This window comes from Serratia sp. TMDUHS_CL (genome assembly GCF_037137105.1).
GTDB classification, from domain to species: Bacteria; Pseudomonadota; Gammaproteobacteria; order Enterobacterales; family Enterobacteriaceae; genus Serratia; species Serratia nevei.
Window position 1 is genome coordinate 558,019 of the sequence record NZ_JBBBDV010000003.1, and the last position, 23,965, is coordinate 581,983.

A 23,965-nucleotide genomic window follows, 5' to 3' on the forward strand; every position below is an offset into this window, starting at 1 on the left:
TGTGAAGTTGTGCGTTTGTCGCCGTAAGCCCTGCATTGAGCGGCAGCGGGCAGATTGCCCGGAGCAAGATCGCGGGGCGGGCGGTGCCGGGCGTGAAACATGTGACGCAATTCTCAGAGGGTTGGTCTGTAAGGATTTGACATGTCATATGAAAATGACGATCTAAACGGTGTTGAGCAACCGAGCGACTACGTGAAAACCACCGCCTGCGAAGTGCGCAGCGGTGTAAAAGCGGCGCTCGAGCAATCATGTGCCTGCATCAAGGATAATCCTTGGGCGGGGATAGGCGCCGGCGCCGTCGTGGGCCTGGTAATAGGATTTCTGTTAGGCAAAAGGTAATAGGGAGAGTAAAGATGGGCATCATTTCCTGGATCATTTTTGGTTTAATCGCCGGTATCCTGGCCAAATGGATTATGCCGGGCAAAGACGGCGGCGGGTTTATTATGACCGTGGTACTGGGGGTCGTGGGCGCCGTGGTCGGCGGCTATATCAGCACCTTCTTCGGTATGGGGCGCGTTGACGGCTTTAACCTGGGCAGCTTTGTGGTGGCGGTAATCGGTGCCCTGGTGGTGCTTTTTGTCTACAGGAAGATCAAAGGCTAAGCAGCCGTTGCTCAACAGGGTCGCCGCGGCGGCCCTTTTTCGTGAAATCAATCCGGCGGTGCGGCGCGGGCCGTATCGGCTGAAAGGGGAATATCATGGGTCTGTTCGATAGCGTATTGGGTAACATTCTGGGCGGCGGCGCCAACGGTGGCAAAGGCATCGATTACATCGCCATTATGCAGTGGGTTGAGCAACAAGGTGGCCTGCAGGCCATTTTGGACAAGTTCCGTCAGGGGCAGTTCGGCGATATCGTCGGCTCCTGGCTCGGCAATGGCGAAAACCAACCGATTACCGGCGATCACGTACAGCAGGCGTTGGGTAGCGATGCGATTAATCAGCTGGCTGAAAAGCTGGGTGTCGATCCGGCTCAGGCCTCCAGCACCATTGCACAGTTCTTGCCAACGGTCGCGGATGCCGCTTCGCCAAATGGCGAAGTGCAGCAAGACAGCAACGAACTGGGCGACATGGTCGGCAAACTGTTCAAATAAGGCTTATGCTCCCGGCGTCTGGCCGGGGGCATTCACTCCGCTAATTCCCTCGATCGCCGTCAACGCCTGTTGCAGATGCGCCACACAGGCGCGCACTTTCTCCGGAATAAATCGTAATGCGGGATAGACCGCGTGCAGCGCCATGGGCGGATAGCGGTATTCCGGCAATACGGGCACCAGCGCCCCTGTCGCCAGCTGCTCGCCGATCAACGGCCGCTGAGCGCCGCCGATACCAAGCCCTGCCTCGATGGCCGTCAGCAGCGATAGCGTATTGTTGGCGCGGAACGTGGGCTGCAGCGCCACTATTTCGGGGCCGTGCGGGCCGATCAGGGTGAGCGTATCCCCGTCGTTCAATCCGCTGTAGCGAATGTGCGCATGTTTTGCCAGCTCCGCCGGCGAGCGTGGCGCGCCATGCTCTGCCAGATACGCCGGTGACGCCACCAGCAGGCGTTGCAGTTCGCCCAGCCGTTTCGCCACCATGCCGGGCGCGTGCAGTTCGCCGAAGCGTAGCGCCACGTCGATGCCTTCGCCGATCACGTCGGCGCGCCGATCGTCCAGCAGCAGCTCGATGGTGAGGTCCGGATGGCGCTGCTGGAAAGCGATGGCCAGCGGCGTGACGTGCCGCTGGCCGAATCCGGTCGGTGCGTGAAGGCGCAGGTTGCCCTGCAGCCGGTGGCGCTGGCCGTGCAGCGCCTCTTCCGCTTCGTCGACCGCCGCCAGAATCGCTTTGAGGCGTTGATAATAACCGCTGCCGGCCTCGGTCAGGGAGACTGCCCGGGTGCTGCGAAACAGCAGCTGCGCCCCCAGCTCCTGCTCCAGACCGGCGATTTGCTGACTGACCGCCGGCTGCGTCAAGCGCAGATCGCGAGCGGCGGCCGACAGGCTGCCCAGCTCCGCCACCCGCACAAAGGTTTTCATTGCGTTCAGCTTATCCATAGCGATTTTGCCTATAAATATTTCTTATTAGTGTTAGTGGAAAGTCTCGTCTACCGCAAGCAGTGCTAATCAATAACACTCGGGGCATCGACAACCCGAGGAGTGACAAGATGAATGCAAAGCGGCAAGCGTTAGTGATCGGCGCCAATGGCGTGATAGGGCGCCGTTTGATTGAGGAACTGACCGGCCAGGGCTGGCCCGTGGTGGGCGTCTCGCGCCGGGGTGGGCAACCGGCGCCTGGTGTGCGCCACCTGCAGGTGGATCTGCTGGATGCGGTGGCGACGCGCGACGCGCTGCGGCCGCTGAGCGCGATTAGCCACGTCTTCTATGCCGCCTATCAGGATGCGCCGGATTGGGCGGGCCTGGTGGCGCCCAATCTGCAGATGTTGCAACACGTCGTCGAGGGGCTGGAGCCGATCGCGCCGGCGCTGGAGCATATCAGCCTGATGCAGGGCTGATGTGTTTTCCGGCTTTAAATCATAGGGTTATTTTGCACCCTGCAATACTTGGGGCGTTTTTGGGGCGTTATCGTCGTGACCTTTCTCTGAAAGCGCTTCCCAAATCCGTGCGTTTTCCGCCTCGCTTTCGTTGTCCATCCAGCGGCCGTAAATTTTAACGAGCATGGTGTAATCTGCATGCCCCATCTGTTTTGCGATGAATGCCACATTGCCATGAGCTGTGAGGTTCCAGCACGCGTACGTGTGGCGCAATTGGTAGAACGTTCTGTAGCGTACGCCCGCGCGCCGTAGTAATGCCTGCCACATATCATTAAAGCTGGTGGCTAAAAAAAGCTGGCCGAAACCTGAGTTTTTCGCCGTTGTTTCAGGCAGAAACACAGGGCGCAGCATCAGCGGCTGTGGCTTCTTGCCGCGCTGCCTCATCGTGAATTCCTGCGCTGGCATCATTGCGGTGTATTGTCGCTGGTTCTGCAGAGCAGCGATCGCTGGCGGTGAAAGCAGGATCATCCGCGTCTTATTCGTTTTTGGCAGTTTTAGCTCGTCATCAGACAGGGCGCGGGAAATGGTAGCCTTGCCTTTGATAAGATCGATATCTTCCCATGCAAGCGCAGCTAACTCGCCTGGCCGAATGCCGGTATAGATTGAGAACGTGATGATGTTCCGATGGATTTCATTATTACAGGCAGCAACCGCCCGCTGAAATTCGTCTAAATCAAACGGATCCGGCTCCGTGCCGCTGTCCTGCGCGGGGGCGAGTTCCGCTAATAAATTATGTTTGGTGTATTTGTTTTTCTCGAGAAATTGCACAAAACCCCGAAACACATTCATGTAGTGATTGGCTGTGCTGGCTGCTCGGGTGGCCAAGAGTTCAGCCCGCAAATTCATGAAGTCCTCAGGGAAGAGGGAATCCATCAGTCTGTCGACGCCAATGATCGCCAGGCATTGATCGAAAGCCACGCTGTAACGGCGCTGACTGGAGGTTGCTAAATCTGTGTATTTCATTTTTTGGTACTCCTTGCATAGCTCGCCAATGCGCGCGCCAATGCCTTTTAACCTGTTGGCCTGTTCCTTGGCTCGTTCCGAATTTGGGAAATGTGCGGCATAGTTAAACGTGCCGGTCTTTATCTCGTGCCGGATCGCTGCCAGCTTGCCGGCGGCAAATTTGACATTGGTCTTTGTCGGGGGCAGGCCCAGGGATTCCCGGCATCGCTGCCCTTTGTGTGAAAAGGTCAGGCGCAAAGATTTTCCGTGCACGGCAACGCCACGCGGCATCACTGGATCGGTTTGCTTTCCACCCATCTGTCGTACTCCTCCATATTGATATGCCTTTTGTTGTCCGGCGCACGGCGCCAAAGTTTCCCTTCCGGCCACTTCCCTTTCTGCATCTTGTCATATAGCGCGGTTTCGCTGTAACCCGTTAATTCTGATGCACGTTTTATTAGAACCCACTTATTCATTGGTTATGCTCCTGCGCACAACCGGCCACGATCTTACTCGTGGCCCGCGTTGTGTTTTGATTTTCGAAAATCATTTCTCAGTGCTGTAAACGCCGTCGCAGTACAGAACGGCGCGCGGGCGGCGCAATTGGATTACTTCCCTCATTCGCTCGCACTGGTCGAAGCTCGAGTAAATTCGCTCAGATACCGGCAGCGCGTCGCACGCATCGTGGCCGCACGGGCTTACCAGCAGGAGGAAGCCGATAAGTGTCAGCATGCCGCCTCCTGCGCCGGCGACAGATCATCGATCGCCTGCTGATAGCGCTGAACCTCATCAGCGCTCAGGAACCGCGCAGAGCGATGCAGAAGGGCGCCGAGCTCTGCCCGTTCCTGGCTTGTGGTGCCGCCGTTCTTGCCGGCCGCATCGATCGACGCACCCAGGCCGGCAATCGCGTTAAGGCGGTGGTGTTGCAGTACGATTTTGTTTTTCAGCTCGGTGTACAGGGTGATCCCCAGCTGCGCTTTCATATCTTCAACTGAGGCGCGGAGGTCTGTCGCCTGAGCAGTGGTGGTGATCTTGTCGATGCTGCCGCGAATATCTTCAGCAATCTTTTCTGGTGCTGAATTTTCTGTAACTGCCTCGGGCGCCTTATCTGCCGCCTTTATCAGTTGCCCGGTGCTTACGCGGGTATCCGGCGTGACGTCTTTTTCTTTATGCCAAACCATCTCTTGCCCGCGCTCGAGCATTTCCATGATCTCGGAGTTATTCGGCAGCCGCCGGCCAAGACGGTGCATGACGGATTTGCGAGACATTGACTCGTACCAGTTAACCCACGGCCCGCTGTCACTGTTCCTGCTTGCGGCGCGGACTTTCTCGATATCCTCGATATTCATCACTTCAAACTGCAGCTCGCCGGTGCGCATCTTCGCGTAGGCGAACGCACCTATCATCTCGCCACGGTCGAGCATGTTAGGTTCATAGAAAATGTGTTCGCCGTTCTCGTCCATCCAGACGCGGAATTTATCGTTTTTGTACAATACGCGGGTGGCGATGATAGATACCTCGCCAGACTGGCGTACCCGCTTCATTACGCCATCGATCATTGGCAGGTACTGTGCGCGGCGGACCCGTTGACCATTTGGGAGCTTGGTTTTGTAAACGACGAGCGCAGCTTCGCGTCCGTCTGGAATGAGTCCGTCTTTTGCACAAGACGAAAGGGCGTTGATGACGCTCTGGCGATCGGCATCGAACAGATCTGGATTCGTTGATAACGCCACTGCCGCGGCGTTGGTGAATTTTTCAAAGCTGACGTGGCTCGGCAAAATCGCTTTTGCCGGTGCCAGCTGTTCCGCCAGGTCTTTCTGGATCATCGCAAGTTGGTTGCTCATTGGTATGCTCCTTAGGCTACGCGCAGCGCTTCCATGCGGCGCTGGTCAAAGTCGTTAATGTCGTCCACGATTTCTTCTGTGATCGGTTCTGGCCACACGCCGGTATCCTGTGCCTGTTTGATATCCCGCAGGGTTTTGCGGTACTCAAGGCGGCCGAGCTCGAGCAGGTCAGCGGAGGCCTCAACGATGGCGATCCAGTGGTAGTGCTCATCTTTGTTGACGAAGATCCAGAAGAACTGATCCAGCGCCGCAACATCGCAATACATGCCCGCGCTCAGGTGGTAATCGCGCTCGATGATTTCACGGTGCAAGCGGGCGCGCAGGGCGCTTTGCTTGACATTACCCATGCTGACGGTTTTCAGGTCGTAGCCGATACGCAGGCCCACGGCCTCAATCTCAAGATCGGGACGTACGCGCAGTTCGAGGCCGGTTTCTTCATCGATACCGAAATAGCTGACCTCAACCGCGCGTTGTGGGTTCTGCAGCAACTGCCCGACAGATGGGTGGGTGAACAGGGCGCGCTGAATTGCCTTGGCGTGTTTCATCTGCGCCTGCGTGATCGGCTGGCGCTGGTCGTTCCCATTTTTCCAGGCGCTGATCACTTCGTCGGCGAATACCGCAGTTGGCAAAATCGTTTTGATACGCGCGGCCATATCCTCTTTGCTGCCGCTGATCGGCAACGGCGCCGGAATCGCGCGCTCTTTCTCGACAAACTCCGGATCGATGGTCGCCAACTGTTCCAGCAGTGCGTCGCGGCCGCCGGTGGTTTTCAACGGCGCCGGCAGGGTGGCGTTGTACTCTTTGATGCAGGCTTTCATCGCCGTGGCGGTGATTTTTGCGTCCTCTGGGATGCTCTGAAATTCCGGCGGCAGCAGCATGTAGAACTGGCCGATTTCGTCAGCGTTGCCGCCCAGCGCATACGGCGCTTGCAGGGTGGCGTTATGCTTCTCGATCACGGCGCGCAGCGTATCGGCGTCGGTCTGTTTCGGCAGGGTGGCGTTGTGCTGTTCGATAAATGCGCGCATCGATGCTGTATCTGTGAATGCCCCCTCGGGGATCACAGGCTCAACGCTGAATTCCTCGTCCAGCTTTTCAGGTTCTAGCGCCAGCGCGTGAACCAACGAGCCGAACGTCAGCGCATCGGTGCGCTCGCGCTGTATGGTTTTGATAACGTGGCGGCCGTGGTAATACATCAGGCTGATCCGCGCGTCCTTTGCCATCGTGCTGCTGATGCCGTTGGCGCTGTGATAGACCTCGTTCGGAATATCCAGATAACGGCCGGGCTCGAAGTATGCAGGGGCTGCCGGTTCTTCCCGGCGCGGTGCGTCGACGACTGGCGCCGCAGTATCGACGTTCTCACCTGACAATTCCGCTGTTTCGCCTGACACTTCGGCCGTTTCCGTTGACGAATCCAGGAATTCGCGAACATCGTCGCCGGTTGTGGCGCCTGCGGCGTCGACCTTGGCCAGTGGCGATGCGGCGAACATTTCGGCCGGATCATAGCTAAAGTGCCCGCCACCCATGCTGCTGAGCTCTCCGGGTTGCTGCTGCGCGACTTCCGTTTTTACGCCCTCATTTGAGGCGCCATCCCGCTCGGGCGCTGGATTTTCCTGCTGCAGCGCGCCGCTGGCGCTTGCGTCGGTGGCTGCGACCATTTCCTGATATTTTCTCTCTGATTCCCGGCGCGCTTCCTGCAGATAGAACTCCACGCGAGAATCGATATAAGCAACGCGCGGATCCTTTTTATCCTGCCAATTTTCCAGAACGTCGCAGGTGAGGTGATGAACATCATCGGCAACCAGCTGGTTGAATGGATCGCACGTTTCAATCTCTTTGGCCAGCAGCCGCGCGATGTAGCTGTGTGATATGCCTTCACCGACGGCTGCGGTCAATTCTGCGACGTCGCTTTCATCCATAACACCAGTCGTTCCAGCCAGCGCCGCACGTATTTCAGCCCGCAGCCATGCGCAGCGTTCTGTCTCGAACTCTGCGACCACTTCATCTTTTTCACCCGCATTTGAGGCCGCTTGTTGCGCTTCGGCGCCAGTTTGTTGCACGGTCTCTGTGTTTTGTTGCGCCGGTTTAGCGTCGACCTCAATCAGATTGGCGTTGATATAGCTGCGCAGCGCACCGGGGGTAACGTGCAGGTTTTCTTTGGCACCGCGGACCAGCGCAACAATCGCCTGTCGGGAGAACTGCAAAACGCCAGGCGTGGCGCTGAGCTGCTCATTCCATACTTTGAGCGCCTCGTCGTTGCGCTTTTTCATTTCGTTCACAGCGCGGATGATGGCGCCCGGGGGGTTGGAAATATCGAAATCAGACGGATACAGCGCGCAGCCGATCACGGTTTCCAGCATCTGCAGGGAGTCGATCGGCGTGCCGGCTGCCGGCTCGGCGCCGTTTGTGAGGATCGCACCGGATGCGGTGCGCAATGGCTCATCAGGCGCGGTTTCGGCAGGCTTGGCGCCGCCGGCCGCTGAGGTTTGCCATTTCGTGATAACGCCCGCGCGCTGTTCTACCGTAGCGTCGAGGTATTCGGTGGCGAATTGGCACAGTTTGCCCAGCTCCGGCACCTTGCCGAACGGTGGCCAGATGGCTTTCATGCCCGAGATCGCAGTGATCGGCATTTCCGGGTAGGTGTGTGCGAACTGTTTAAGGCTGGTCAGTGCCAGAATGACGTTTTGCGGGTAGCGCTGCGCATCGTCCATCACCAGAGCTTTTGCCGCGGCCAATTGCTCGTCGTTCAGCTTCAGGCAGTTATTGCCGTAAAGCCACGCCGCGGCGATCACGGTGTGCTTGTCGAGGCTCGATGCGAAGTATTCACCTGCTGTTTTCTGCTGCTCCTGCACCACCTGCGTTTTTTCAGTGGTCCTGCTGTTTTCTGCTGCGCCTGCACCACCCGCAGGTTTTGTCATGTAGGGATACAATTTCGGGAATGCCACGGACGGATCGAGCGTGTCGCGCGGTACACAGGTTTTGCTGGCGTCGCTTTCCAGCGCCCAGGTCATCCAGAATGTTTCGCTGAATTCGCCCTCTGCGGGCAGCTCGTCCACGACTGGAAAATCGATGCGCACCGGCGCGAAGTAGTCGGCTTTTGAATGGCCAGCTTCCATGAAGAGAAAATCACGTTTTGTCTCCGCGTGATCGTCAGACTTCGCCTCAAAGTACGTAAAAAGATGGTTTTTCCCAGATTTCTGTTTTGCCCTGTAAAGATAGGCTGCAACATTTTGCATTGTGTAGTTCTCCTAGGTTTAGGTACAATGCCAGCCGATCAGTGATCTGCTTCGGTTGGTCATTGGTTATGCTCCGGTTATTGGGGGTGGTTCCCCGGTAACCCGTCGCCGGGACGTAAAGCCGGTAGACTGGCCCGCCTTGTGCGGGCCTTTTTACTTTCTAATCGCAATAACTGCGGTTGCAGTGTGGGCAGTAAATAACATGGGTGTTTTTTGCTTCGTCCAGCGAAATACCGGTTTCATACCCACGCAATCCGTGTTGCTGGTAAATATCTTTTTTGCAACGAAAACAAATTCCATCGTATGGCGCGAAATGTGGAACGTGTTTATTGTTGCAATATTCCACCTGTGCCTTTCGTGCCGCGACAGGGAAAAATAACTTTTCCATAAATAACCTCTCGTGGTGATTGATATTGAAATGCGCCCTGCGAATTGACGCCCCGGAAGGGAAACGCTTGACGCATTTCAATATTCTAAAAAGCCCCGCCAGCAACGGCGGGGAAGACTACACACAGCAATCAATCATCGCTTGCGAGCATGGCTAGCAACGCCAGCAGGAGCAGCTTTTTCGGGGATGGTCGCCCCTTGATGCTGAACTCTGTGGCGTACTCACTGCCTACGTTAAAATGCGTACGCACCGCAGCATCAATGGCACATTTCGGGCAATCAAAATCACCAGCATCACTCCCGCTAGGAGTAACGAGGGAGTGCGGTTTTTCTTTGTTATCGGTATTAACGATAAAGCCAATAGTTTCACCCTCGCTTAATACTTCAACGATGTTTTTGTGCAAAAGATTCATTTTGATTTCTACGGTCTTAATCATGGTCATGCTCCGTTTTTTGGTAATGGGATCCCGTGTCCGAGTTAATCGGCCAGAATAGGAATCGAGAAGTTGCTGTGTTATTTAGCGGAGATCTTTCCGCCTATGGCAAAGAAATATTGCCGGATTGCCTGTCGCCACATATTTTTATCACCGATAAATTGCGCGATGGCGGCCTTGCTCTGTGCTGCTGCTAACCTGTGTTGCTGGGTCATGATAAACAGCTCCTAATAACGTTAACTACATCACAAAACCTGTAACCACTATCATATCGATACCAAAATCTTTTATGTAGATAGGGTCATATCGTTCTATTGCTGGGAAATTCCATTTTGCTACATCATTCGGGCCTATTCCGCACCAAGCGGTATTTTCAGCAATCGCAGAATCTTTGCTGCCCAATCTTGCATCAACGCGAGACAGTGCTTTTTCAATTTCTTCATTGTCGACAGCGTTGGTGTAGTTGCCATGACAGAGTTTCAAGTCAGCAAGTTCGCTTTCATTAGCATCGACAATAAAAAGGTCTGTCGATTCTGGGATGTTTTCATAGATGATCAGTACTCTTGTCACTGTATTGCCCTCCACGGCATGTTCATTGGTAATGCTCTATGTGGTTGCCGGTCTTCCCCGGCTGCCAGGTTTTTCCTCTGGCTACTAAGCTCCTGTACTGATAGCCAAAGGTCTTGAATAGGTGCCCGTCTTTCCGGGCTGTCAGGTTATGCTCTACCGGCCTTTCCCGGTGGTCAGCTTGCTTTACTTCTCCACCTCAGGCGGCGGTGGTATCCTTACGGTTCTCACACCATAAGTAAGGAAATGATATGTCCCGGTTTGTTGTTCGCATCGAGCTCCGTGATTCTGAATCTGCCGATTATGATGAACTGCATGAAAAACTTGCTTCACACGGCTTCAAAAGAACCCTTCTTAACTCTGATTACGATCCCGTATGGCTTCCGAACGCAGAGTATTTATACGAAACAGAAACAAACGGTATTTATTACGTTGGACATTTGGCCAAAGTTGTTTCTGAAAAAATCAGGCCTAACCCAAAGGTCCTTGTTACCGAAGTAAAAGAATTATTCTTTATTGATCTCGATAAGGCGTAGTTTCTCTTCTTCGGTAAGCCTATTTACGCCGTCACTTCCATTCACAATGCGCCCGTAGGTAAGGGAGTAATCACCGAGCCAGATTCGGGCCTCTGTGCCTGCATTTGGCTCCAGCTCCTGACGGCGTTTTGCATCTTCCAGAAGCAGCGCGATTACGTGCTTAAGTTCTTCGTTTTTCATACATCCCTCGATCCTCATTGAACATTGGTTATGCCCGCTGTCTCTCCAGCCGTCCTTCGGTCTTTCCCGAACTGTCAGAACGTTGTACCTGCTGCGCGCCTGATTCTGTCATCTCACCCGGTGTTTCATACGCTCGCCGGTAGCTACTTCGTGGGCGTCCTGCCTTGATGACTCGTTGCTGCGATGGAGGTATATTAGACACGATATGTGTCTTATGTCAATCACGAATAGTGATCAATTGGCGAGGGGAGTTGAGCGGATACAAAAAAACCGGCTCGAGGCCGGTTTGGTGGTGAAGGGGTATGAAAACCGGCTCGGTGGCCGGTTTAGTTTTAGAAAATCAGTTTTGCCACAGTGAGGGCCAAGCCGGTAGTGCCGATAATTGTTGCTGCTATCCACTTGGTTTGTTTGGATATTTCTTCGTGAAGGTCGGCTTTCGTAACATAATTGGACTTGATAACGGCAATGTCGGTTACCAAGGTAAGGACTTGATCCTCAAGTTTTTTTACACGATCTAACATGTCATTACCTCCACCATTACCTCCACCATTACCACCATCGTTGTCTTTATCATGGTGATGGTTCAGATGGTTTGCAAGTCCGGATTTTACTGTCGGATGATAAGATACCGTCCCCATATTACGATCCCCATCCTTCTGAAATAACTAACTGGGTTTCTTTTTCATCGATTAAAATCTGTTCATCTCCTTTCGTTTTTTCGTAAAGAGATAGGCGTAATGTATAAATACCAGATTTGGTGGCATGCACCCTAAGTGGTACACCAAAAGTTGTAACGTACGTCCCTTCGTCGGAAATGTTCTGCGAATGCGAGACTAGAGAAGGGGTATCGTCAGGGTCCGTTGCAAGTTCACCATCAAGGTAAACATTTGTAGAAACCAAGTAGCCTTTATCCAAATTAATGCCAATTAAACCAGAGGCCGCCAAAAGCGAAAAATCTGAAGGATACTTAGTCACTTTAAGTATCGGATTAGGCTCACCAATTTTTCCGGCTGCTATAATTTCTTCGCTTGGGAATGATGGGTAAATGAATAATATTTTCTCGGTTCTCACGTAAGGTTACCATCGTATCAAGTTAATGATATTTTGAGGATTGTCGTGCCGCTGCCTTTTCCAACGACTGGCGCGATGCCATTCATTTTCTTAATCATTTATCACTCGTCGACCGGCTTATACCGCCCGCGCAAGTACTTTTCAACGTAGTCATCGATCTCTTTCAACCTCAATTGGAAGAGATCAATCATTCTTTCCTGCTCAGCCTCAGGTAGTTGATTAAACAGGTCAATTACCTTTTTTTGTTTATCTGTTAACCAATTGGATGGATCTCCCTGATCTCCGAACAGAAGTTCAGAGGGAGTCGTGCCAAGTACCTTGGCGAGGATAACAGCATCATCAACCCCGACATTTCGTACCCCAAGCTCATAGTTTCCGACTCGTGAGGCCGTAGACCATCCGCACAGCTTGGATAGCTGCGCCTGGCTTAAGTTTTTCTTTTCTCGGAGGCTTTTCAGCCTTTCACCAATGATTTCAGACATTGTTTTCATAGTCTTACGATATTACCACGAAATGTGGCAACTAAATATCTTCAAAATGTAGTTGATAGTTAGACACGATTTGTGTCTAATCATTAAACCCATAACGTGAGGAACAATTAGTGAACAACATTTCCTGTGAGAGAAAAAAAATGGGCTTATCCCAGTCTTTGCTTGCTAACGAGATTGGTTGGAAGCGTTCCCGCCTTTCTAACTATGAGATCGGCCTGCGTTCGCCAAGCTTAGACGAGTGTCGACTCATCGTTGAAACAATGAACCGCTTGGGCTGTGACTGCACTTTAGACAGCCTATTCCCTCCAGAGACTGAGCTTAAAAATCAGGAGGCTTAACCATGTCGTTAACATTTCAAGATGTTATCAGGGCTGGTGGCCAGCGGCTGAGTTCAGGAAATCAGTCTTCAGCCCGACGCCGAACAGTAAAACCTGATGCCGTCCGCCAGGCGGTTGATGAATGGCAGGGCACGCTGCCGGGCCGGGCGCAGGAGACCATCGCCAAGCTGATCACCGATGAATGGTTCCGGCGTGGCGGAAAAGGCCTCCAGCTGGGCGACATTGAGCGCAACAACCGACAGAACATCTTCCGCTGGTTAGACAACCCGAACCGTACAGAGAAATACGCCGGCTATGTCCTGCAGCTGGCGCCGGTGATTGCTGACGTGATGCCGATCGAGATCGCCAGAAAATACGGATTGAAGCAGGGGAAAACCAAGCTCGAGCTGGTAGCCGACGCTATCAAAGAATGCGCGGACGCCAAACAGGCGGCATTACTCGGCGCACCGCTGCGCGAGCTGGAGAAAGAGATACGCGAGGGTATCGAATCGCTGGTGCGCCTGGCGCCACCGGACAGATGGGCGGCCGTTATGGCCAGCGCCGCGGCGATGTTCAGCGGCTGCATGTAATAACCGGAGCATAAACCAATGGCTAATTTTTCAAGAACACAGATCGAAACGCAGATCCGCACGCAGTTAGTGCGTGAGGGTTGCCCCTACGATGTGGCGCGCTCGGCTGCCGGCCGTGGCGCCGATCATTACCCGTCCAGACCGAACGCGACGATCGCCAGCAGTATCGCTATCGCAAAGACGTACGCAAAGCCGCTAAAGCGGGTAAAGGGCAAGCCGGATCGCCCGCATGTGCCTGGGCGCCGTATGGGGCGTCGTTGATTATGCTTTGGGATAAATTCTTCCGCTGCTATGTCGGTGATTGCGTGGATCTCATGCGCGAAATGCCCGAAAAGGCATTCCATACCTGCGTAACAAGCCCGCCATATTACGCACTGAGAGACTACGGCGTTGAAGGCCAGATCGGCCTGGAGCCGACGCCGGCGGAGTTTATCCAACGATTGGTTGAAGTCTTCCGTGCAGTGCGTCGCGTACTCCGTGATGACGGAACGATCTGGGTAAATATCGGCGACAGTTACGCGGCGAGATTTAGTGGCAATAACGGATATTCAGACGGAAGAACCAATCGGCAAGAGCGGCGCGCGGCAGGAGTGCCAGCAGGGGTTAAGCCGAAAGATATGCTAGGCATGCCGTGGCGTCTCGCCTTCGCCCTTCAGGATGATGGTTGGTATCTGCGCCAAGACATCGTTTGGCACAAGACTAACCCGATGCCGGAGAGCGTACGTGATCGCTGCACAAAGGCTCACGAGTACGTTTTCTTGCTGAGCAAGAGGCCAAAGTATTACTTCGACCACGAAGCCATCAAGGAGCCGGTAACTGGGAACTCGCATCCGCGCGGGAAAGGTGTCACGCCTAAAAGCCAAGCCAACGCATTCGGAAATCGCAACAACGCATCGTTCTCGGCGGCCGTCTCTGGATTGGTTGAGCTCCGTAATCGTCGGACGGTGTGGTCAGTGCCAACGCGACCATTCAAAGGCGCCCATTTTGCAACGTTCCCGCCGGCGCTGATTGAGCCGTGCATTTTGGCAGGATGCCCGGCCGGTGGCGCCGTTATAGACCCGTTCGGCGGTAGTGGCACTACTGCGGGCGTTGCTGCGGCATACGGCCGTAAGGCGGTGCTGTGCGAGCTGAATCCTGAATATGCGGCTTTGGTGCCGGGCAGGGTTAGCGACATAGCGAATTCAATCACCGAAAAACGAAATACCAGGAACAGCTAATGGCGGCACTCCCGTACATGCAGTTTTATGTTGCCGATTACCTGGCAGACACCATGCACCTTTCAACGGAGGAACACGGTGCGTACTTGCTGCTGATATTCAATTACTGGCAGACCGGTAAACCATTGCCAAAAAACAGGCTTGCGGGAATTGCACGCTTATCTAACGACCGTTGGACGGACGTTGAACGGTCGTTGAACGAGTTTTTTATCGACGATGGAAATACGTGGATTCACCAGCGAATTGAACGCGATTTACTCACTGTGAAAGGGGCTCAGTCGCAGAGAAGTGAAGCAGGAAAAATTTCGGCACAGAAACGAGCGCAGAAAAAAGCTAAGGAAAATCAAAGCCAATCCAACGACCGTTCAACGGGCGTTGAACGAGATGGCAACGACCGTTCAACGAATAAAGATCCAGATAAAGATAAAGATCTAAAAGATAAAACCACTCTCTTAGATCGCGCAGGCGCGAATGATTCGAAAGCTGATGATTCGGCGCCGCCGACGTTCGAGGATGAAAATTGGTTGGACGAACCTAACGATAAATTCCCGATGACCGCCGACTGGCAGCCGTCGCCTGATTTCCAACGGCGGGCTGCACTGTGGAATCGTGCTTTGGACGGGCCAGCGCCGGGATATACCCCTGGCGAACTGGCGGGCTTCGTTGCGTACTGGCAGCCCGAGGGGCGGCGGTATCACCAGGTGCAGTGGGAGAAAAAATTTGCCGACAGCGTATTGCACGAGCGTAGGAATGCGCCGACCGGCAAGGAGCGCCACCCCCACCGGGGACGTTTCGAGCCTTCGGGCGAATACGGCGAAAAACCGCCGGGATTTAACTGACCAAGAGGTGAACCATGAAAACACCAGAGTCACTGATCAGCAGGCTGCAGCGCATCATGCCGCCGGGCGTTAAGCCGAAGTTCAACACCGCTGAAGAGCTGCTTGCCTGGCATCGTACGGAAGGGGAGAAGCGCAGTGCCGAGCTTGAGAAGGCGAACCAACGCGCCCGCGCAGAGCGGATTTTCGGACGCTCGGGGATCTGCGACTTGCACCGCAACTGCACGTTCGCGAATTACCAAGTGAGCAATGACGGGCAGCGCCACGCCCTGAGCAAGGCCAAAAGCTATGCGCAAAATTTCGGCATGGGGTTTGGCTGTTTCGTCTTCAGTGGCGGATGCGGTACCGGAAAAAACCATCTGGCCGCCGCGATCGGTAACCATCTGCTGGCGAAGAATCACACGGTGCTGGTGGTTACCATCCCCGACCTGATGCTGCGTGTTCGGCGCTGTTACGACGGCGGTGAGTCCGAAGGGGCATTACTCGACGACCTGTGTAAGGTCGATCTGCTCGTTCTCGACGAAGTCGGCGTGCAGCGCGAAACACGCGGCGAGTGGGTGATTTTGAACCAGATTATCGATCGCCGGCTGTCGTCGTTAAAGCCGGTTGGAATTTTAACCAACCTGAGTTCGAGGGAGTTAACCGATGTTTTAGGCGCAAGAGTCATGGACAGATTAACAATGGATGGCGGGATCTGGGTGGAATTCACCTGGGGAAGCTATCGGAAAAATGTAAGCCACCTTCGGGTGATTAAGTGATCGGAGCATAAACCAATGACCAACAGAGTAACCGAAAAGCACAGAGTAACCGCACAGCAGCTCGTGGATATCATCCTCGGCAAAGAAATGAGCACCACTGAAATCTGGGAAGCGGTCAAAGCCGCGCACCCGGCAAACACAATGACGCGGCAGGAGCTGGCGCTCAGGCTGCGGTCGATGATCAGATCGCCTGACGTAAAAATCACAAAGAAGGGCTGCGGGCCGAGGGCGCTCTACAAGCTGACAAGCGTGTCCGACAAATTTGTTGAGCGCGCCGAGGTGAATTATCGTGCCAATCCCCGTACCGGCACGCCGGATAAAACGCTGTGGCACTTCCACCCCAAAGAGCTGCAGTTCTGCAACGTCCACAAGATGTTTGATCAGGCGCTGGCTAACCTGCGCGGGAGGATTTCATGATGCCAGCCAATGAACGGAAGCTATATCCCAACATAAAGCGAATAGTTTGGAGTGATTGGGCTGAAGGGAAGGTTCGGCAGCAGCGCTGGCACCCGATGCGAGTGGCAATGCTGTTTCGCCTCGGCCCTATCATACCAACGCCCTCCATCGCAAAAATGTTCGGAGTTTCCCCGCGGGTCGTGAGGAGTAAGGCTGAAAGCCTTGGGATCAGGCTGTACCGATGCTTTCGGAACTACGCCGATTGGGAAATAAAGTTCATGAAAGACAATCGGCAAAAGCTAACGCAGAAAGAGATCGCAAGGCATTTAGGTCGGACGGAGGCCAGCGTATCCACGGCAATGCTCAGGCGCGGTATTAACCCAGGAAAGCCACGTGGAGAGCATCATCAGTTCGCGAAACACAGCGATGATGACGTTGAGTTGTGCCGGGCGCTGGCCGACGAAGGCCTGTTCGTTTCAGAAATCGCGAGAAAGATGGAACTTGACCACAGTACCGTCTGGCGCTGGGTCAATTTCGAGAGTCGGAGCAACATAGAACTTGAAGACTATGGGAGAGCGAGAGCATGACTACAGCCAAAGCGCCGGGGTACGCCATGCCTCCGCTTAACTTTTCTACTCGACTGGTGCGGGGCGTCAATTTGACGACAGAACAGGACATGTGGCAATGCAAAAAGCATTATCGCTTTCGCTCAGGTATGTACTACGGGCGGATCAGATACGCCGAGGTGACGAACTCGATGTACAGGGAACGGTCACGCAGGTAGCAGCGCCGGAGGGCGCGTATGCGTATAACGCATTAAAATAATTAGGAAATGATTGATTTTAGATCTGTAGCACACAAAAGCCCCGGTAGGGGCTTTTCTTTTCTTGCAAACTCAAATTATTCTAACCATAATTATACTGTATAAATAACCAGTATCACGGAGGCGCATGATGAAAGTTGAATTAGTAATCCAGAAAAACAAAGAGTTACCAGCGGGCGCTGTTGCGGCGATTGAACAGGAATTCCAGAAACGACTGCTGAAATCGTACCCCGATTGCCGCGTCGCCGTGCGGCTCGGCGCCCAGGATAATCTGTCGGTACTCGGGGCTGAAAAAGGCGCCAAAGAGCGTGTAGAGAACATCCTGCAGGAGACATGGGAAAGCGCGGACGACTGGTTTTATTGATGGCACTCTTTGCCGACAAATCACACAGCAAAGGAGGTTGAGGTGACCGGATTACAAGACACGCCCCCAGGAGGGTACAAAGTCGTGCGCTGCATGGATGATGCGGTGGTTGCCAGATTCAAAAATTTCCCCGTCTGCGAGCGGGCGTTGATGTACCGAAAGGGCGATCAGATCTCCTTCATGCCGCTACAGCCAGAAGACATAGTCGGCACACCAAAGCTGTTCACGCAAATTTTAGAGCGGGCCGGTCTTCGCAAGATAAATTCTGATAGACTCACTTAACGGGCCTGAACACCCCGTGCCTGCTGCGCCACAGGAGAGAACATGGCGCAGTTACAACTCATCAAGCAGTCATCAGGAATACTGATCCCGGCCACGCCCGAGACCAGCGAATTTCTGCAAAACAATTGCAAGCTCGGCGCCGTGCTGGTGGCCGATTTTAAAAAGGTGCGCAACCCGGCGTTTCACCGTCGATTTTTCGCGCTTCTCAACCTGGGGTTCGAATACTGGGAGCCCACCGGCGGCGCTATCTCCACGAACGAGCGCAAACTGGTTACCGGCTACGCCAGATTCCTGGCTACGTTCGGCGGCAATGAATCGGCGCTGCTCGATGCCGCCGAACAGTATCTCGAGCGCGTCGCCGATCGGCGCGCCGGCAGCATCAGCGCGTGCAAATCCTTTGACGCCTATCGCGCGTGGGTGACGGTCGAGGCCGGCCACTATGACGCGATCCAACTCCCCGACGGCACTCTCCGCAAACACCCCCGCAGCATCGCGTTCGCCAACATGGACGAAACCGAGTTCCATCAACTGTACCACGCCGCTCTCGATGTTTTGTGGCGCTGGATCCTGCACAAGCCGTTTAGTTCGTACGCAGAGGCCGAGAACACCGCGGCGCAGCTGATGGAGTTTGCATAATGGCCAATTTACGAAAAGAGGCCCGCGGCCGCGACTGCCAAATCCGGATCCCCGGAGTTTGTAATTTCAATCCAGAAACCACCGTGTTGGCGCATTACCGCCTGGCGGGCACCTGCGGCGGCGGCATGAAACCAGACGACGAGCAGGGCGCCTGGGCTTGCAGCAGTTGCCATGATGCGATCGATGCCCGCACGAAAACTGAATTTGACCGCGAAACCCTGCGCCTTTACCACGCCGAGGGCGTATTCCGCACGCAAACAATTTTGAGAAAGGAAGGAAAGCTATGATCTACCCCGACAACATCGGCAAGGGTGATGGTAAAGAACTGCGCCTGCGTGCGTTAGAGCAAGTTTGGATCGAAGGTAAGCTGAAAATGTGGGGACGCTGGTCGGGAATGGCGAAGCATGGCAGCGCCGGCAGCATGTTCAACCGATTGCTGGCCAGCGAGAAGGTCACGAAGGCTGCTATTACACAGGCGCTGCGACAGTTAAAAAAAACAGGATGCAGTAAGGCTGAACTGCAGTCCTATCTGTTGGAAATCATGGAGGGTAAACAGAAGAGCAGTCTGGCGTTCTGCTCTGATGAAGAGGCCAAGACCATCGATCAGGTGGTCGGGGCCGTGCTGCTGGATCACCCGGGCCTGAAGTATGTCATCCAGCAGCGCTACATCGGGAAGGGAAAGAGTAAAAAGGCGATGGCGGCCGATTTGCATGATAGGCACCCTGAATGGTGCTTGCGAACCTGCGAAACCCGGATAGCTGTTTGGCTTAAGACCGCAGAATTTATGCTCTACCGTCCAATGAGCGATGCGTTTAGTTCGAATGTTGATAGATTTTACGGTTGACTTTGCGCGGAAAATGGTTAAATTGAGGTAAGCTTCGCGAAGTAGTATCCGCAGCGACAAATTGAAAAGAAACCCGCCATTTGTGCGGGTTTTTAGTTTTATAACAAACTAGGTTATTGATTTATTTTTCTTTGCTGTCTTTCAGTATTAGGTTGCCCAAGCTATTTTTTCGAAATTCCGGGTAATCAACTTTATAGTTGAGCAGCCCAGGTTTGCTTGGTACTTGAATCGTTCTTGTCTGCAATGTTTTTACTTCTGAGCTTGGCATGTATATTTTAGCAGTATGAGATAGTTTATCGTTCTCGACCTTAATGCCAATAATGTTGCCATTGTATATTCTGATGATCGCATACTCATCATCTTTATATTTAAAAACATTAAATGTCGTTTCAATGGATGCGTGAGATATCCCTACTGTTGTTGACATCGCAATAATAAACAAGCAAGCAACCCCAACCAAAACAGGTATTGAAAGAACGTCTTTTTTGGATAGGTGGTAGTAAGAAAAATATAGAATTGAAACACCAGTGCACAGAGTAATTGCCGTTATTACATTTGCAAAAATGACTTTCGGTGCGGTCGATGAAGATAATAGCCCTATCAATACTACATATACGGCGATTTGAGCTAGTTTTCGTTTATCGCTAGCCTGTTTTTGTTTTAAAGTGGTGATAAAAACCAGCGCAATGAGGAAGAATGAGGAAACACCCAGGATTCCTTTGTATATGGATTTTACATCAACCTGAACATATTCAGTGTCGAATGAAAAGTAAATCGCGTAACCAATTTCATAGGACAGTGCAACACCATATCCGAGCAATGTGATTATGAGTATTATTAGGCCTTCTTTTTTTAGAAATTGCGAAGCAAATATGTTCATGGTACCTCGATTTGTCTTATTGGGTTGTGTTCGTTAACTTGAATGAATATCCGGCTGGCATTCAATTGGTGAAAAATATAACACACATAATCAACAGATCATCACACCAAAAGGTTGCCGGCATGATTTGCCCCACATTCGTCTAGCGAAATCTTAATCATCACCCGATGCCGGGAATAAACCCCGGAAGGGGGAGGACATGAAAATGCATGATAAAAATCCCGAATTGTGGGCGCAACTGATTGCATGGCTTGCCGCTCACAAGGAGGGCGGCGGCTATGCGGCCACGGCCGCGCTAATGGCGTTACTGCGCAGCGCATACGTTGGCCAGCAGGGATGGACACGCCGACTAATTGACGCCGCCATGTGCGCGATGGTTGCGTATTTCATCAAAGATTGCCTGGCTGCGATCGGCTGGGATTCCACATATGCCTATCTCGGCAGCATGTTTATCGGCTATGCCGGCGTCGACTATTTCGGAAACATGCTGCGCCGCATCGCCAGCAACCGCACCGGCTCCCCACGACAGGAATAATTCATGACTCAGGATCAATTCAAAGAGGCGGCCGGTATTGGCGCCGGACTGGCCGCGCGGTGGTTTCCACATCTGGAGGCGACGTTCGCCGAGTTTGGCATCACCTCGCCAGTGGCGCAGGCAATGTTCATTGCTCAGGTAGGGCATGAGTCGGCCGGTTTCACCGCGGTCGCGGAATCGTTCAACTATAGTGTGGCCGGCCTGCAATCGACCTTTGGCAAGCGGCTAACTGCGGAGCAATGCAAAATGCTTGGGCGCCAGCGCGGCGAATCGGTGGTGCCGGTGAACCGCCAGGCGGCGATCGCGAATCTCGTCTACGGCGGCCGCCTGGGTAACAAATCCACCGGGGACGGTTGGAAATACCGCGGGCGCGGCCTGATCCAGATCACCGGCGCCGACAATTATCGCGCCTGCAGCGCCGGCATCAAAACCGATTTGCTGTTGGTGCCTGACCTGCTGGAAAAAGACGAGTACGCGATGCGCTCCGCTGGCTGGTTCTGGAAATCGCGGAATTGTGGTCAGTACGCCGGCGACGCCGAACGGGTGACGCTGCTGATCAACGGCGGCAATAACGGGCTGGCCGACCGCAAAGAACGATTCGAGCGTGCGCGCCAGGCACTGGCATGAGCGGCTGGCTCTCAAAACTGGCCGGCGGGGGAATGTTGCTCCTGCTGGTGGCGGCCATCTTGCTGGGTGGTTACAGCTCGCTGTTGTCGCACCGATTGGACCTGGCACGCCAGCAGGTTGCAGAGCAGAAAAAGACGCTGGCGCAGCAGACAGGACTGATCACCACACTGCGCGCGGATGACGCCCGTAATCGCGCAATGATGGCCGAACAGCAACGGAGAGAGCAGCAGCTGCGCCAGCAGGGCGAAAACTACCAGAGGAAATATCAGGATGCCATTAAAAATGACGAGTGCGCCCGCCGCACTGCTCCTGGTGCTGTTCTTGACCTCCTGCGCGGAACGGACACCACAACCGCCGGCGCCGCTCGTGCTGTTTCCCCCTGAATCGGTGTTCACCCCCTGCGAGCAACCAAAACTGCAGGGGGATACATGGGGGGATATCGGCAGCCACGCGCTGGCGCTTCAAACAGCGTTATCAATCTGCGCCGGCCAGGTGGCCACGCTGAACCAATGGCGGGAAGCCGCCGGGAGAAAATAATGAGCGACAAAGCAATCGAACAGGAAATCCAAGCCAAAGGCAAAACCGCGCCGCGCGTAACGCCTGACCATATCGAGAGCATTATCAGCGACTGTTATTACTTTACTGCGCAAGACGGGTTAATGACTGCAAATCCTGACGCAGCGCAATACTCACCAAAGTCTCTTGATCTGCTGACCTTCTGCGTCCTGGTACTGAAAAACGGGTTCACAGTCACCGGCGAAAGCGCCTGCGCCAGCCCAGATAACTTCGACGCCGAGATTGGCCGCAAGATCGCCCGCACCAACGCTGTGCAAAAAATCTGGGCGCTGGAAGGTTACCTACTGAAACAGCGACTACACCAAGACCAATAGCATTACAGGTGGCCTTTGCGAGGGCCATCGATAATGCAAAATAACCAAAGCCGTCTACCTGCACCCACCGCGCACCCAGCGCACCGGCAGGCTGATGGCTTTTTTTATGGAGAATGCTATGTCACAACCGGAAGAAAGCGGCCTCGAGCGCGATTACTGTGCCGGTCAACTTTCTCTCCGCGACTTGGCAGAGATATACGGCATCAGTGAGGGGGCAATCAGGAAGCGCGCTAAAAAGCATGGCTGGGTACGCAAGGGAAAGGGCGGTACGCAAAAAGGTACGCAGGTACGCAAAAGCGGTACGCAAAAATCAAAAGTGCGTACCAGAGGACGTAGCGCCAAATCTGGAAGCATACAAGAAGGCGACGAAGCCCCAGAGCCAAAAACGAAACCGATTCGTGGCAAACGCACAGACCCGCCTGTTAATCCCTTCGGTGCAAACAACCGAGCTGCTTTGAAACATGGTGGCTATGCCCGGCGGATGCTCCTTCCTGACGATGTGATTGAAGATGCCGAAGCTATGGGGCTGGAGGATGAACTACGCCGGGTGCAGGCGTCCAACCTGATTGCAGCGGCGAATATTGGCCGATGGGGTGAAGCGCTCCGCGATGAAGAAAGCGAAGAGCGAAAAAAAATCCTCCGCGAAAACATCCGCGGCGCTGAACAGGCAATGGATCGCAACACGGCACGCATCGAGTCGATTTTGCGTACCTTCAGCCAGCTGGCCGTTAGCGAGGCGATGCTGCCAAAAATTGAAGCCGATACCGATTTTCGCCGTGCGGCAACGGACAAGACCCGCCTGGAGTGCGAAAAGCTGGGTAAAGAGCTGGCCGATGATGACGACAACGACACGCCGAAGCCGGTGGCGATCAACATCAACGTGGTAGACGCCAGGAGGGATGATGATAGCGCCGACGCTTAATATTCCTCAGGCCCGGTTTTTGGCGATGCCGCACAAGTTCAAAGCCTACGTGGCCGGGTTCGGATGCCTGCGGGGAAGTACACCTGTAGTTACAGAGTTTGGGATTATACCCATTCAGGAAATAGATCGGCCAATGCGCGTTTTATCGTGGTCGGCCGAGAATAATCGATTTGAGCTTTCTCTAAGTGGTGGTGCGTACCCAAAAGGTGTGGCGAATCTATACCGAGTTGTGACGCAGCGAGGAGAATTTGTAGCAAGCGGACATCACCGCATTCTTTGCGCTGACGGTAGCTATCGATCTGTGGATAGTTTGGACGAATCGGTGAAGGTATTTGCATCTTCGCAAAGCCTTCTGCTGACCAGTTTGGCCTCTGTCCCGAGATCGTTGCACGCAGGTGATCCGCGTTTGAATCAAAAACTCGCAGATTGCTTGGGGCGTTATGCAGATGAAGCCCGTCGATATGGTCAACTACTTCTGTCGGCAGCAGATAACGGCCGAGTTCCTTCTCAGCAATCATACGATGCTCTGATATCAGGCCGGTACGGCGCGCATGTGGATGATTCGCCGGCGCTTGAACAATGGCATACCCATCCAGATCAACAATCCGGCCGCCGCGAAAGCCGTGGTTTTGCTCCCCGCTTCGGGCACCTTGAGGTAGGCGATCAGCATTGTGAACCCGGAGAACGTTTTGAACGTGCTTTTCTGAGCAACCAACCTTCTCTGCGATCTCTGCTGACGTTCTGCAGCCATTGGCAAGAGCAAGAATTTTGTCTTTCGCGCTTTCCCGCGGGGCTGGCTTCTGGCGTTGTTTCAGAGCTAGCCCGTACCGAGATATACAA

Annotated in this window: 38 protein-coding genes and 1 pseudogene; 23 read left to right on the forward strand and 16 right to left on the reverse strand. The window is 53.9% G+C overall.

Going from position 1 to position 23,965, the window contains the following annotated elements; all coding sequences use genetic code 11:
- Positions 1-141: 141 nt before the first annotated feature.
- The 3 genes from WCL58_RS09670 to WCL58_RS09680 all read left to right on the forward strand — a co-directional run bounded on the left by WCL58_RS09670 (position 142) and on the right by WCL58_RS09680 (position 1,090).
- Positions 142-339 carry a DUF883 family protein gene (locus WCL58_RS09670; protein ID WP_033635087.1) on the forward strand — a complete coding sequence of 66 codons (198 nt, stop codon included), beginning with the start codon at positions 142-144 and terminating at the stop codon, positions 337-339.
- A gap of 14 nt (positions 340-353) precedes the next feature.
- Positions 354-602 (forward strand): GlsB/YeaQ/YmgE family stress response membrane protein, encoded by a 249-nt coding sequence (locus tag WCL58_RS09675; protein WP_019453501.1) that lies wholly within the window; start codon positions 354-356, stop codon positions 600-602.
- Positions 603-697: 95 nt separating this feature from the next.
- Positions 698-1,090: a YidB family protein gene (locus WCL58_RS09680; protein ID WP_049201337.1), complete on the forward strand. Its 393-nt coding sequence runs from the start codon at positions 698-700 to the stop codon at positions 1,088-1,090.
- Positions 1,091-1,093: 3 nt separating this feature from the next.
- Here WCL58_RS09680 and WCL58_RS09685 read toward each other — a convergent pair whose 3' ends face one another.
- Positions 1,094-2,026, reverse strand: coding sequence for a LysR family transcriptional regulator (locus WCL58_RS09685; RefSeq protein WP_336851003.1), 933 nt, complete (start codon positions 2,024-2,026; stop codon positions 1,094-1,096).
- A gap of 110 nt (positions 2,027-2,136) precedes the next feature.
- Here WCL58_RS09685 and WCL58_RS09690 point away from each other — a divergent pair.
- A pseudogene (locus WCL58_RS09690) lies at positions 2,137-2,481 on the forward strand (NAD-dependent epimerase/dehydratase family protein); the annotation flags it as partial.
- 30 nt (positions 2,482-2,511) lie between these two features.
- On the opposite strand, the gene WCL58_RS09695 reads toward WCL58_RS09690, so the two are convergent.
- From WCL58_RS09695 to WCL58_RS09735, 9 genes are all read right to left on the reverse strand, one after another.
- Entirely contained in the window at positions 2,512-3,783 is a 1,272-nt protein-coding gene (locus tag WCL58_RS09695; protein WP_336851004.1) for a site-specific integrase, read from the reverse strand.
- The gene (locus WCL58_RS09700; protein WP_202669732.1) at positions 3,756-3,941 is read right to left on the reverse strand and encodes an excisionase; all 186 of its coding nucleotides are present in this window, start codon (positions 3,939-3,941) and stop codon (positions 3,756-3,758) included. The genes WCL58_RS09695 and WCL58_RS09700 overlap by 28 nt, the downstream gene beginning before the upstream one ends.
- Positions 3,942-4,011: 70 nt before the next feature.
- On the reverse strand, positions 4,012-4,197 hold the full coding sequence (locus WCL58_RS09705) for a hypothetical protein (protein WP_336851006.1): 186 nt from the start codon (positions 4,195-4,197) through the stop codon (positions 4,012-4,014).
- Positions 4,191-5,309: a recombinase RecT gene (locus WCL58_RS09710; protein WP_060432085.1), complete on the reverse strand. Its 1,119-nt coding sequence runs from the start codon at positions 5,307-5,309 to the stop codon at positions 4,191-4,193. Before WCL58_RS09710 ends, WCL58_RS09705 begins: the two co-directional genes overlap by 7 nt.
- An 11-nt stretch (positions 5,310-5,320) precedes the next feature.
- The gene (locus WCL58_RS09715) at positions 5,321-8,542 is read right to left on the reverse strand and encodes a PD-(D/E)XK nuclease-like domain-containing protein (RefSeq protein ID WP_336851009.1); all 3,222 of its coding nucleotides are present in this window, start codon (positions 8,540-8,542) and stop codon (positions 5,321-5,323) included.
- A 160-nt stretch (positions 8,543-8,702) separates the two neighbouring features.
- The gene (locus tag WCL58_RS09720) at positions 8,703-8,930 is read right to left on the reverse strand and encodes a hypothetical protein (RefSeq protein ID WP_336851011.1); all 228 of its coding nucleotides are present in this window, start codon (positions 8,928-8,930) and stop codon (positions 8,703-8,705) included.
- A 130-nt stretch (positions 8,931-9,060) separates the two neighbouring features.
- The gene (locus WCL58_RS09725) at positions 9,061-9,366 is read right to left on the reverse strand and encodes a hypothetical protein (RefSeq protein ID WP_336851012.1); all 306 of its coding nucleotides are present in this window, start codon (positions 9,364-9,366) and stop codon (positions 9,061-9,063) included.
- Between the two features lie 77 nt (positions 9,367-9,443).
- Positions 9,444-9,578 carry a host cell division inhibitory peptide Kil gene (kil, locus tag WCL58_RS09730; RefSeq protein WP_197790940.1) on the reverse strand — a complete coding sequence of 45 codons (135 nt, stop codon included), beginning with the start codon at positions 9,576-9,578 and terminating at the stop codon, positions 9,444-9,446.
- A gap of 25 nt (positions 9,579-9,603) precedes the next feature.
- The gene (locus WCL58_RS09735; RefSeq protein ID WP_336851014.1) at positions 9,604-9,933 is read right to left on the reverse strand and encodes a hypothetical protein; all 330 of its coding nucleotides are present in this window, start codon (positions 9,931-9,933) and stop codon (positions 9,604-9,606) included.
- A gap of 248 nt (positions 9,934-10,181) precedes the next feature.
- Here WCL58_RS09735 and WCL58_RS09740 point away from each other — a divergent pair, with 248 nt between their 5' ends.
- Positions 10,182-10,466 carry a DUF2622 domain-containing protein gene (locus WCL58_RS09740; RefSeq protein ID WP_180554871.1) on the forward strand — a complete coding sequence of 95 codons (285 nt, stop codon included), beginning with the start codon at positions 10,182-10,184 and terminating at the stop codon, positions 10,464-10,466.
- Here WCL58_RS09740 and WCL58_RS09745 read toward each other — a convergent pair.
- The 4 genes from WCL58_RS09745 to WCL58_RS09760 all read right to left on the reverse strand — a co-directional run bounded on the left by WCL58_RS09745 (position 10,437) and on the right by WCL58_RS09760 (position 12,208).
- Complete coding sequence (locus WCL58_RS09745; RefSeq protein WP_180554848.1) at positions 10,437-10,646, reverse strand: hypothetical protein; 210 nt, start codon at positions 10,644-10,646, stop codon at positions 10,437-10,439. The genes WCL58_RS09740 and WCL58_RS09745 overlap by 30 nt on opposite strands.
- A gap of 332 nt (positions 10,647-10,978) precedes the next feature.
- Positions 10,979-11,284 (reverse strand): hemolysin XhlA, encoded by a 306-nt coding sequence (locus tag WCL58_RS09750; protein WP_336851015.1) that lies wholly within the window; start codon positions 11,282-11,284, stop codon positions 10,979-10,981.
- A 1-nt stretch (position 11,285) separates the two neighbouring features.
- The gene (locus WCL58_RS09755; protein WP_336851016.1) at positions 11,286-11,717 is read right to left on the reverse strand and encodes a hypothetical protein; all 432 of its coding nucleotides are present in this window, start codon (positions 11,715-11,717) and stop codon (positions 11,286-11,288) included.
- Between the two features lie 101 nt (positions 11,718-11,818).
- Complete coding sequence (locus WCL58_RS09760) at positions 11,819-12,208, reverse strand: helix-turn-helix domain-containing protein (RefSeq protein WP_336851017.1); 390 nt, start codon at positions 12,206-12,208, stop codon at positions 11,819-11,821.
- A gap of 110 nt (positions 12,209-12,318) precedes the next feature.
- On the opposite strand from WCL58_RS09760, the gene WCL58_RS09765 reads away from it, so the two are divergent.
- The 12 genes from WCL58_RS09765 to WCL58_RS09820 all read left to right on the forward strand — a co-directional run bounded on the left by WCL58_RS09765 (position 12,319) and on the right by WCL58_RS09820 (position 19,271).
- On the forward strand, positions 12,319-12,546 hold the full coding sequence (locus WCL58_RS09765; RefSeq protein WP_336851019.1) for a helix-turn-helix transcriptional regulator: 228 nt from the start codon (positions 12,319-12,321) through the stop codon (positions 12,544-12,546).
- A 2-nt stretch (positions 12,547-12,548) separates the two neighbouring features.
- Positions 12,549-13,115, forward strand: a complete 567-nt coding sequence (locus WCL58_RS09770; protein WP_336851020.1) for a toxin YdaT family protein — start codon at positions 12,549-12,551, stop codon at positions 13,113-13,115.
- 263 nt (positions 13,116-13,378) lie between these two features.
- A complete protein-coding gene (locus WCL58_RS09775) occupies positions 13,379-14,332 on the forward strand; it encodes a DNA-methyltransferase (RefSeq protein ID WP_049234550.1) in 954 nt (317 codons plus the stop codon).
- A complete protein-coding gene (locus tag WCL58_RS09780) occupies positions 14,332-15,171 on the forward strand; it encodes a DUF1376 domain-containing protein (RefSeq protein ID WP_336851021.1) in 840 nt (279 codons plus the stop codon). The genes WCL58_RS09775 and WCL58_RS09780 overlap by 1 nt, the downstream gene beginning before the upstream one ends.
- 14 nt (positions 15,172-15,185) lie before the next feature.
- The gene (locus tag WCL58_RS09785; RefSeq protein WP_060419466.1) at positions 15,186-15,926 is read left to right on the forward strand and encodes an ATP-binding protein; all 741 of its coding nucleotides are present in this window, start codon (positions 15,186-15,188) and stop codon (positions 15,924-15,926) included.
- 15 nt (positions 15,927-15,941) lie between these two features.
- Positions 15,942-16,343, forward strand: a complete 402-nt coding sequence (locus tag WCL58_RS09790; RefSeq protein ID WP_336851022.1) for a hypothetical protein — start codon at positions 15,942-15,944, stop codon at positions 16,341-16,343.
- The gene (locus tag WCL58_RS09795) at positions 16,340-16,909 is read left to right on the forward strand and encodes a hypothetical protein (RefSeq protein WP_233492611.1); all 570 of its coding nucleotides are present in this window, start codon (positions 16,340-16,342) and stop codon (positions 16,907-16,909) included. Before WCL58_RS09790 ends, WCL58_RS09795 begins: the two co-directional genes overlap by 4 nt.
- Before the next feature lie 366 nt (positions 16,910-17,275).
- A complete protein-coding gene (locus WCL58_RS09800; protein ID WP_089180410.1) occupies positions 17,276-17,509 on the forward strand; it encodes a DinI-like family protein in 234 nt (77 codons plus the stop codon).
- A gap of 42 nt (positions 17,510-17,551) precedes the next feature.
- Positions 17,552-17,791, forward strand: a complete 240-nt coding sequence (locus WCL58_RS09805; RefSeq protein ID WP_336851024.1) for a hypothetical protein — start codon at positions 17,552-17,554, stop codon at positions 17,789-17,791.
- A 42-nt stretch (positions 17,792-17,833) separates the two neighbouring features.
- Positions 17,834-18,427, forward strand: a complete 594-nt coding sequence (locus WCL58_RS09810; RefSeq protein WP_099782615.1) for a DUF1367 family protein — start codon at positions 17,834-17,836, stop codon at positions 18,425-18,427.
- Complete coding sequence (locus tag WCL58_RS09815; RefSeq protein WP_099818172.1) at positions 18,427-18,714, forward strand: DUF1364 domain-containing protein; 288 nt, start codon at positions 18,427-18,429, stop codon at positions 18,712-18,714. The genes WCL58_RS09810 and WCL58_RS09815 overlap by 1 nt, the downstream gene beginning before the upstream one ends.
- Complete coding sequence (locus WCL58_RS09820) at positions 18,711-19,271, forward strand: DUF1133 family protein (RefSeq protein WP_336851026.1); 561 nt, start codon at positions 18,711-18,713, stop codon at positions 19,269-19,271. The genes WCL58_RS09815 and WCL58_RS09820 overlap by 4 nt, the downstream gene beginning before the upstream one ends.
- A 121-nt stretch (positions 19,272-19,392) precedes the next feature.
- Here the strand turns inward: WCL58_RS09820 and WCL58_RS09825 are convergent, their stop codons facing one another.
- On the reverse strand, positions 19,393-20,151 hold the full coding sequence (locus WCL58_RS09825) for a hypothetical protein (protein ID WP_336851028.1): 759 nt from the start codon (positions 20,149-20,151) through the stop codon (positions 19,393-19,395).
- Positions 20,152-20,350: 199 nt separating this feature from the next.
- Here WCL58_RS09825 and WCL58_RS09830 point away from each other — a divergent pair, with 199 nt between their 5' ends.
- From WCL58_RS09830 to WCL58_RS09850, 6 genes are all read left to right on the forward strand, one after another.
- The gene (locus WCL58_RS09830) at positions 20,351-20,686 is read left to right on the forward strand and encodes a phage holin, lambda family (RefSeq protein ID WP_110158645.1); all 336 of its coding nucleotides are present in this window, start codon (positions 20,351-20,353) and stop codon (positions 20,684-20,686) included.
- Positions 20,687-20,689: 3 nt separating this feature from the next.
- On the forward strand, positions 20,690-21,313 hold the full coding sequence (locus WCL58_RS09835) for a glycoside hydrolase family 19 protein (RefSeq protein WP_336851031.1): 624 nt from the start codon (positions 20,690-20,692) through the stop codon (positions 21,311-21,313).
- Entirely contained in the window at positions 21,310-21,696 is a 387-nt protein-coding gene (locus tag WCL58_RS09840; protein ID WP_336851033.1) for a hypothetical protein, read from the forward strand. The genes WCL58_RS09835 and WCL58_RS09840 overlap by 4 nt, the downstream gene beginning before the upstream one ends.
- Entirely contained in the window at positions 21,596-21,850 is a 255-nt protein-coding gene (lysC, locus tag WCL58_RS25360; protein WP_443004965.1) for an Rz1-like lysis system protein LysC, read from the forward strand. Before WCL58_RS09840 ends, lysC begins: the two co-directional genes overlap by 101 nt.
- Entirely contained in the window at positions 21,850-22,203 is a 354-nt protein-coding gene (locus WCL58_RS09845) for a Gp49 family protein (protein ID WP_336851035.1), read from the forward strand. The genes lysC and WCL58_RS09845 overlap by 1 nt, the downstream gene beginning before the upstream one ends.
- A gap of 118 nt (positions 22,204-22,321) precedes the next feature.
- Entirely contained in the window at positions 22,322-23,125 is an 804-nt protein-coding gene (locus tag WCL58_RS09850; protein ID WP_336851036.1) for a hypothetical protein, read from the forward strand.
- 104 nt (positions 23,126-23,229) lie between these two features.
- Here WCL58_RS09850 and WCL58_RS09855 read toward each other — a convergent pair.
- A partial coding sequence (locus WCL58_RS09855) for an HNH endonuclease (protein ID WP_336851037.1) occupies positions 23,230-23,965 on the reverse strand: 736 nt, incomplete at its 5' end.

Bases quoted from the DNA above. Each gene is read 5' to 3' on its own strand.
- WCL58_RS09670 (WP_033635087.1), top strand. From the start codon at position 142: ATGTCATATGAAAATGACGATCTAAACGGTGTTGAGCAACCGAGCGAC.
- WCL58_RS09675 (WP_019453501.1), top strand. From the start codon at position 354: ATGGGCATCATTTCCTGGATCATTTTTGGTTTAATCGCCGGTATCCTG.
- WCL58_RS09680 (WP_049201337.1), top strand. From the start codon at position 698: ATGGGTCTGTTCGATAGCGTATTGGGTAACATTCTGGGCGGCGGCGCC.
- WCL58_RS09685 (WP_336851003.1), bottom strand. From the start codon at position 2,026: ATGGATAAGCTGAACGCAATGAAAACCTTTGTGCGGGTGGCGGAGCTG.
- WCL58_RS09695 (WP_336851004.1), bottom strand. From the start codon at position 3,783: ATGGGTGGAAAGCAAACCGATCCAGTGATGCCGCGTGGCGTTGCCGTG.
- WCL58_RS09700 (WP_202669732.1), bottom strand. From the start codon at position 3,941: ATGAATAAGTGGGTTCTAATAAAACGTGCATCAGAATTAACGGGTTAC.
- WCL58_RS09705 (WP_336851006.1), bottom strand. From the start codon at position 4,197: ATGCTGACACTTATCGGCTTCCTCCTGCTGGTAAGCCCGTGCGGCCAC.
- WCL58_RS09710 (WP_060432085.1), bottom strand. From the start codon at position 5,309: ATGAGCAACCAACTTGCGATGATCCAGAAAGACCTGGCGGAACAGCTG.
- WCL58_RS09715 (WP_336851009.1), bottom strand. From the start codon at position 8,542: ATGCAAAATGTTGCAGCCTATCTTTACAGGGCAAAACAGAAATCTGGG.
- WCL58_RS09720 (WP_336851011.1), bottom strand. From the start codon at position 8,930: ATGGAAAAGTTATTTTTCCCTGTCGCGGCACGAAAGGCACAGGTGGAA.
- WCL58_RS09725 (WP_336851012.1), bottom strand. From the start codon at position 9,366: ATGATTAAGACCGTAGAAATCAAAATGAATCTTTTGCACAAAAACATC.
- kil (WP_197790940.1), bottom strand. From the start codon at position 9,578: ATGACCCAGCAACACAGGTTAGCAGCAGCACAGAGCAAGGCCGCCATC.
- WCL58_RS09740 (WP_180554871.1), top strand. From the start codon at position 10,182: ATGTCCCGGTTTGTTGTTCGCATCGAGCTCCGTGATTCTGAATCTGCC.
- WCL58_RS09745 (WP_180554848.1), bottom strand. From the start codon at position 10,646: ATGAAAAACGAAGAACTTAAGCACGTAATCGCGCTGCTTCTGGAAGAT.
- WCL58_RS09750 (WP_336851015.1), bottom strand. From the start codon at position 11,284: ATGGGGACGGTATCTTATCATCCGACAGTAAAATCCGGACTTGCAAAC.
- WCL58_RS09760 (WP_336851017.1), bottom strand. From the start codon at position 12,208: ATGAAAACAATGTCTGAAATCATTGGTGAAAGGCTGAAAAGCCTCCGA.
- WCL58_RS09770 (WP_336851020.1), top strand. From the start codon at position 12,549: ATGTCGTTAACATTTCAAGATGTTATCAGGGCTGGTGGCCAGCGGCTG.
- WCL58_RS09775 (WP_049234550.1), top strand. From the start codon at position 13,379: ATGCTTTGGGATAAATTCTTCCGCTGCTATGTCGGTGATTGCGTGGAT.
- WCL58_RS09780 (WP_336851021.1), top strand. From the start codon at position 14,332: ATGGCGGCACTCCCGTACATGCAGTTTTATGTTGCCGATTACCTGGCA.
- WCL58_RS09785 (WP_060419466.1), top strand. From the start codon at position 15,186: ATGAAAACACCAGAGTCACTGATCAGCAGGCTGCAGCGCATCATGCCG.
- WCL58_RS09790 (WP_336851022.1), top strand. From the start codon at position 15,942: ATGACCAACAGAGTAACCGAAAAGCACAGAGTAACCGCACAGCAGCTC.
- WCL58_RS09795 (WP_233492611.1), top strand. From the start codon at position 16,340: ATGATGCCAGCCAATGAACGGAAGCTATATCCCAACATAAAGCGAATA.
- WCL58_RS09800 (WP_089180410.1), top strand. From the start codon at position 17,276: ATGAAAGTTGAATTAGTAATCCAGAAAAACAAAGAGTTACCAGCGGGC.
- WCL58_RS09810 (WP_099782615.1), top strand. From the start codon at position 17,834: ATGGCGCAGTTACAACTCATCAAGCAGTCATCAGGAATACTGATCCCG.
- WCL58_RS09815 (WP_099818172.1), top strand. From the start codon at position 18,427: ATGGCCAATTTACGAAAAGAGGCCCGCGGCCGCGACTGCCAAATCCGG.
- WCL58_RS09820 (WP_336851026.1), top strand. From the start codon at position 18,711: ATGATCTACCCCGACAACATCGGCAAGGGTGATGGTAAAGAACTGCGC.
- WCL58_RS09825 (WP_336851028.1), bottom strand. From the start codon at position 20,151: ATGAACATATTTGCTTCGCAATTTCTAAAAAAAGAAGGCCTAATAATA.
- WCL58_RS09830 (WP_110158645.1), top strand. From the start codon at position 20,351: ATGAAAATGCATGATAAAAATCCCGAATTGTGGGCGCAACTGATTGCA.
- WCL58_RS09835 (WP_336851031.1), top strand. From the start codon at position 20,690: ATGACTCAGGATCAATTCAAAGAGGCGGCCGGTATTGGCGCCGGACTG.
- WCL58_RS09840 (WP_336851033.1), top strand. From the start codon at position 21,310: ATGAGCGGCTGGCTCTCAAAACTGGCCGGCGGGGGAATGTTGCTCCTG.
- lysC (WP_443004965.1), top strand. From the start codon at position 21,596: ATGACGAGTGCGCCCGCCGCACTGCTCCTGGTGCTGTTCTTGACCTCC.
- WCL58_RS09845 (WP_336851035.1), top strand. From the start codon at position 21,850: ATGAGCGACAAAGCAATCGAACAGGAAATCCAAGCCAAAGGCAAAACC.
- WCL58_RS09850 (WP_336851036.1), top strand. From the start codon at position 22,322: ATGTCACAACCGGAAGAAAGCGGCCTCGAGCGCGATTACTGTGCCGGT.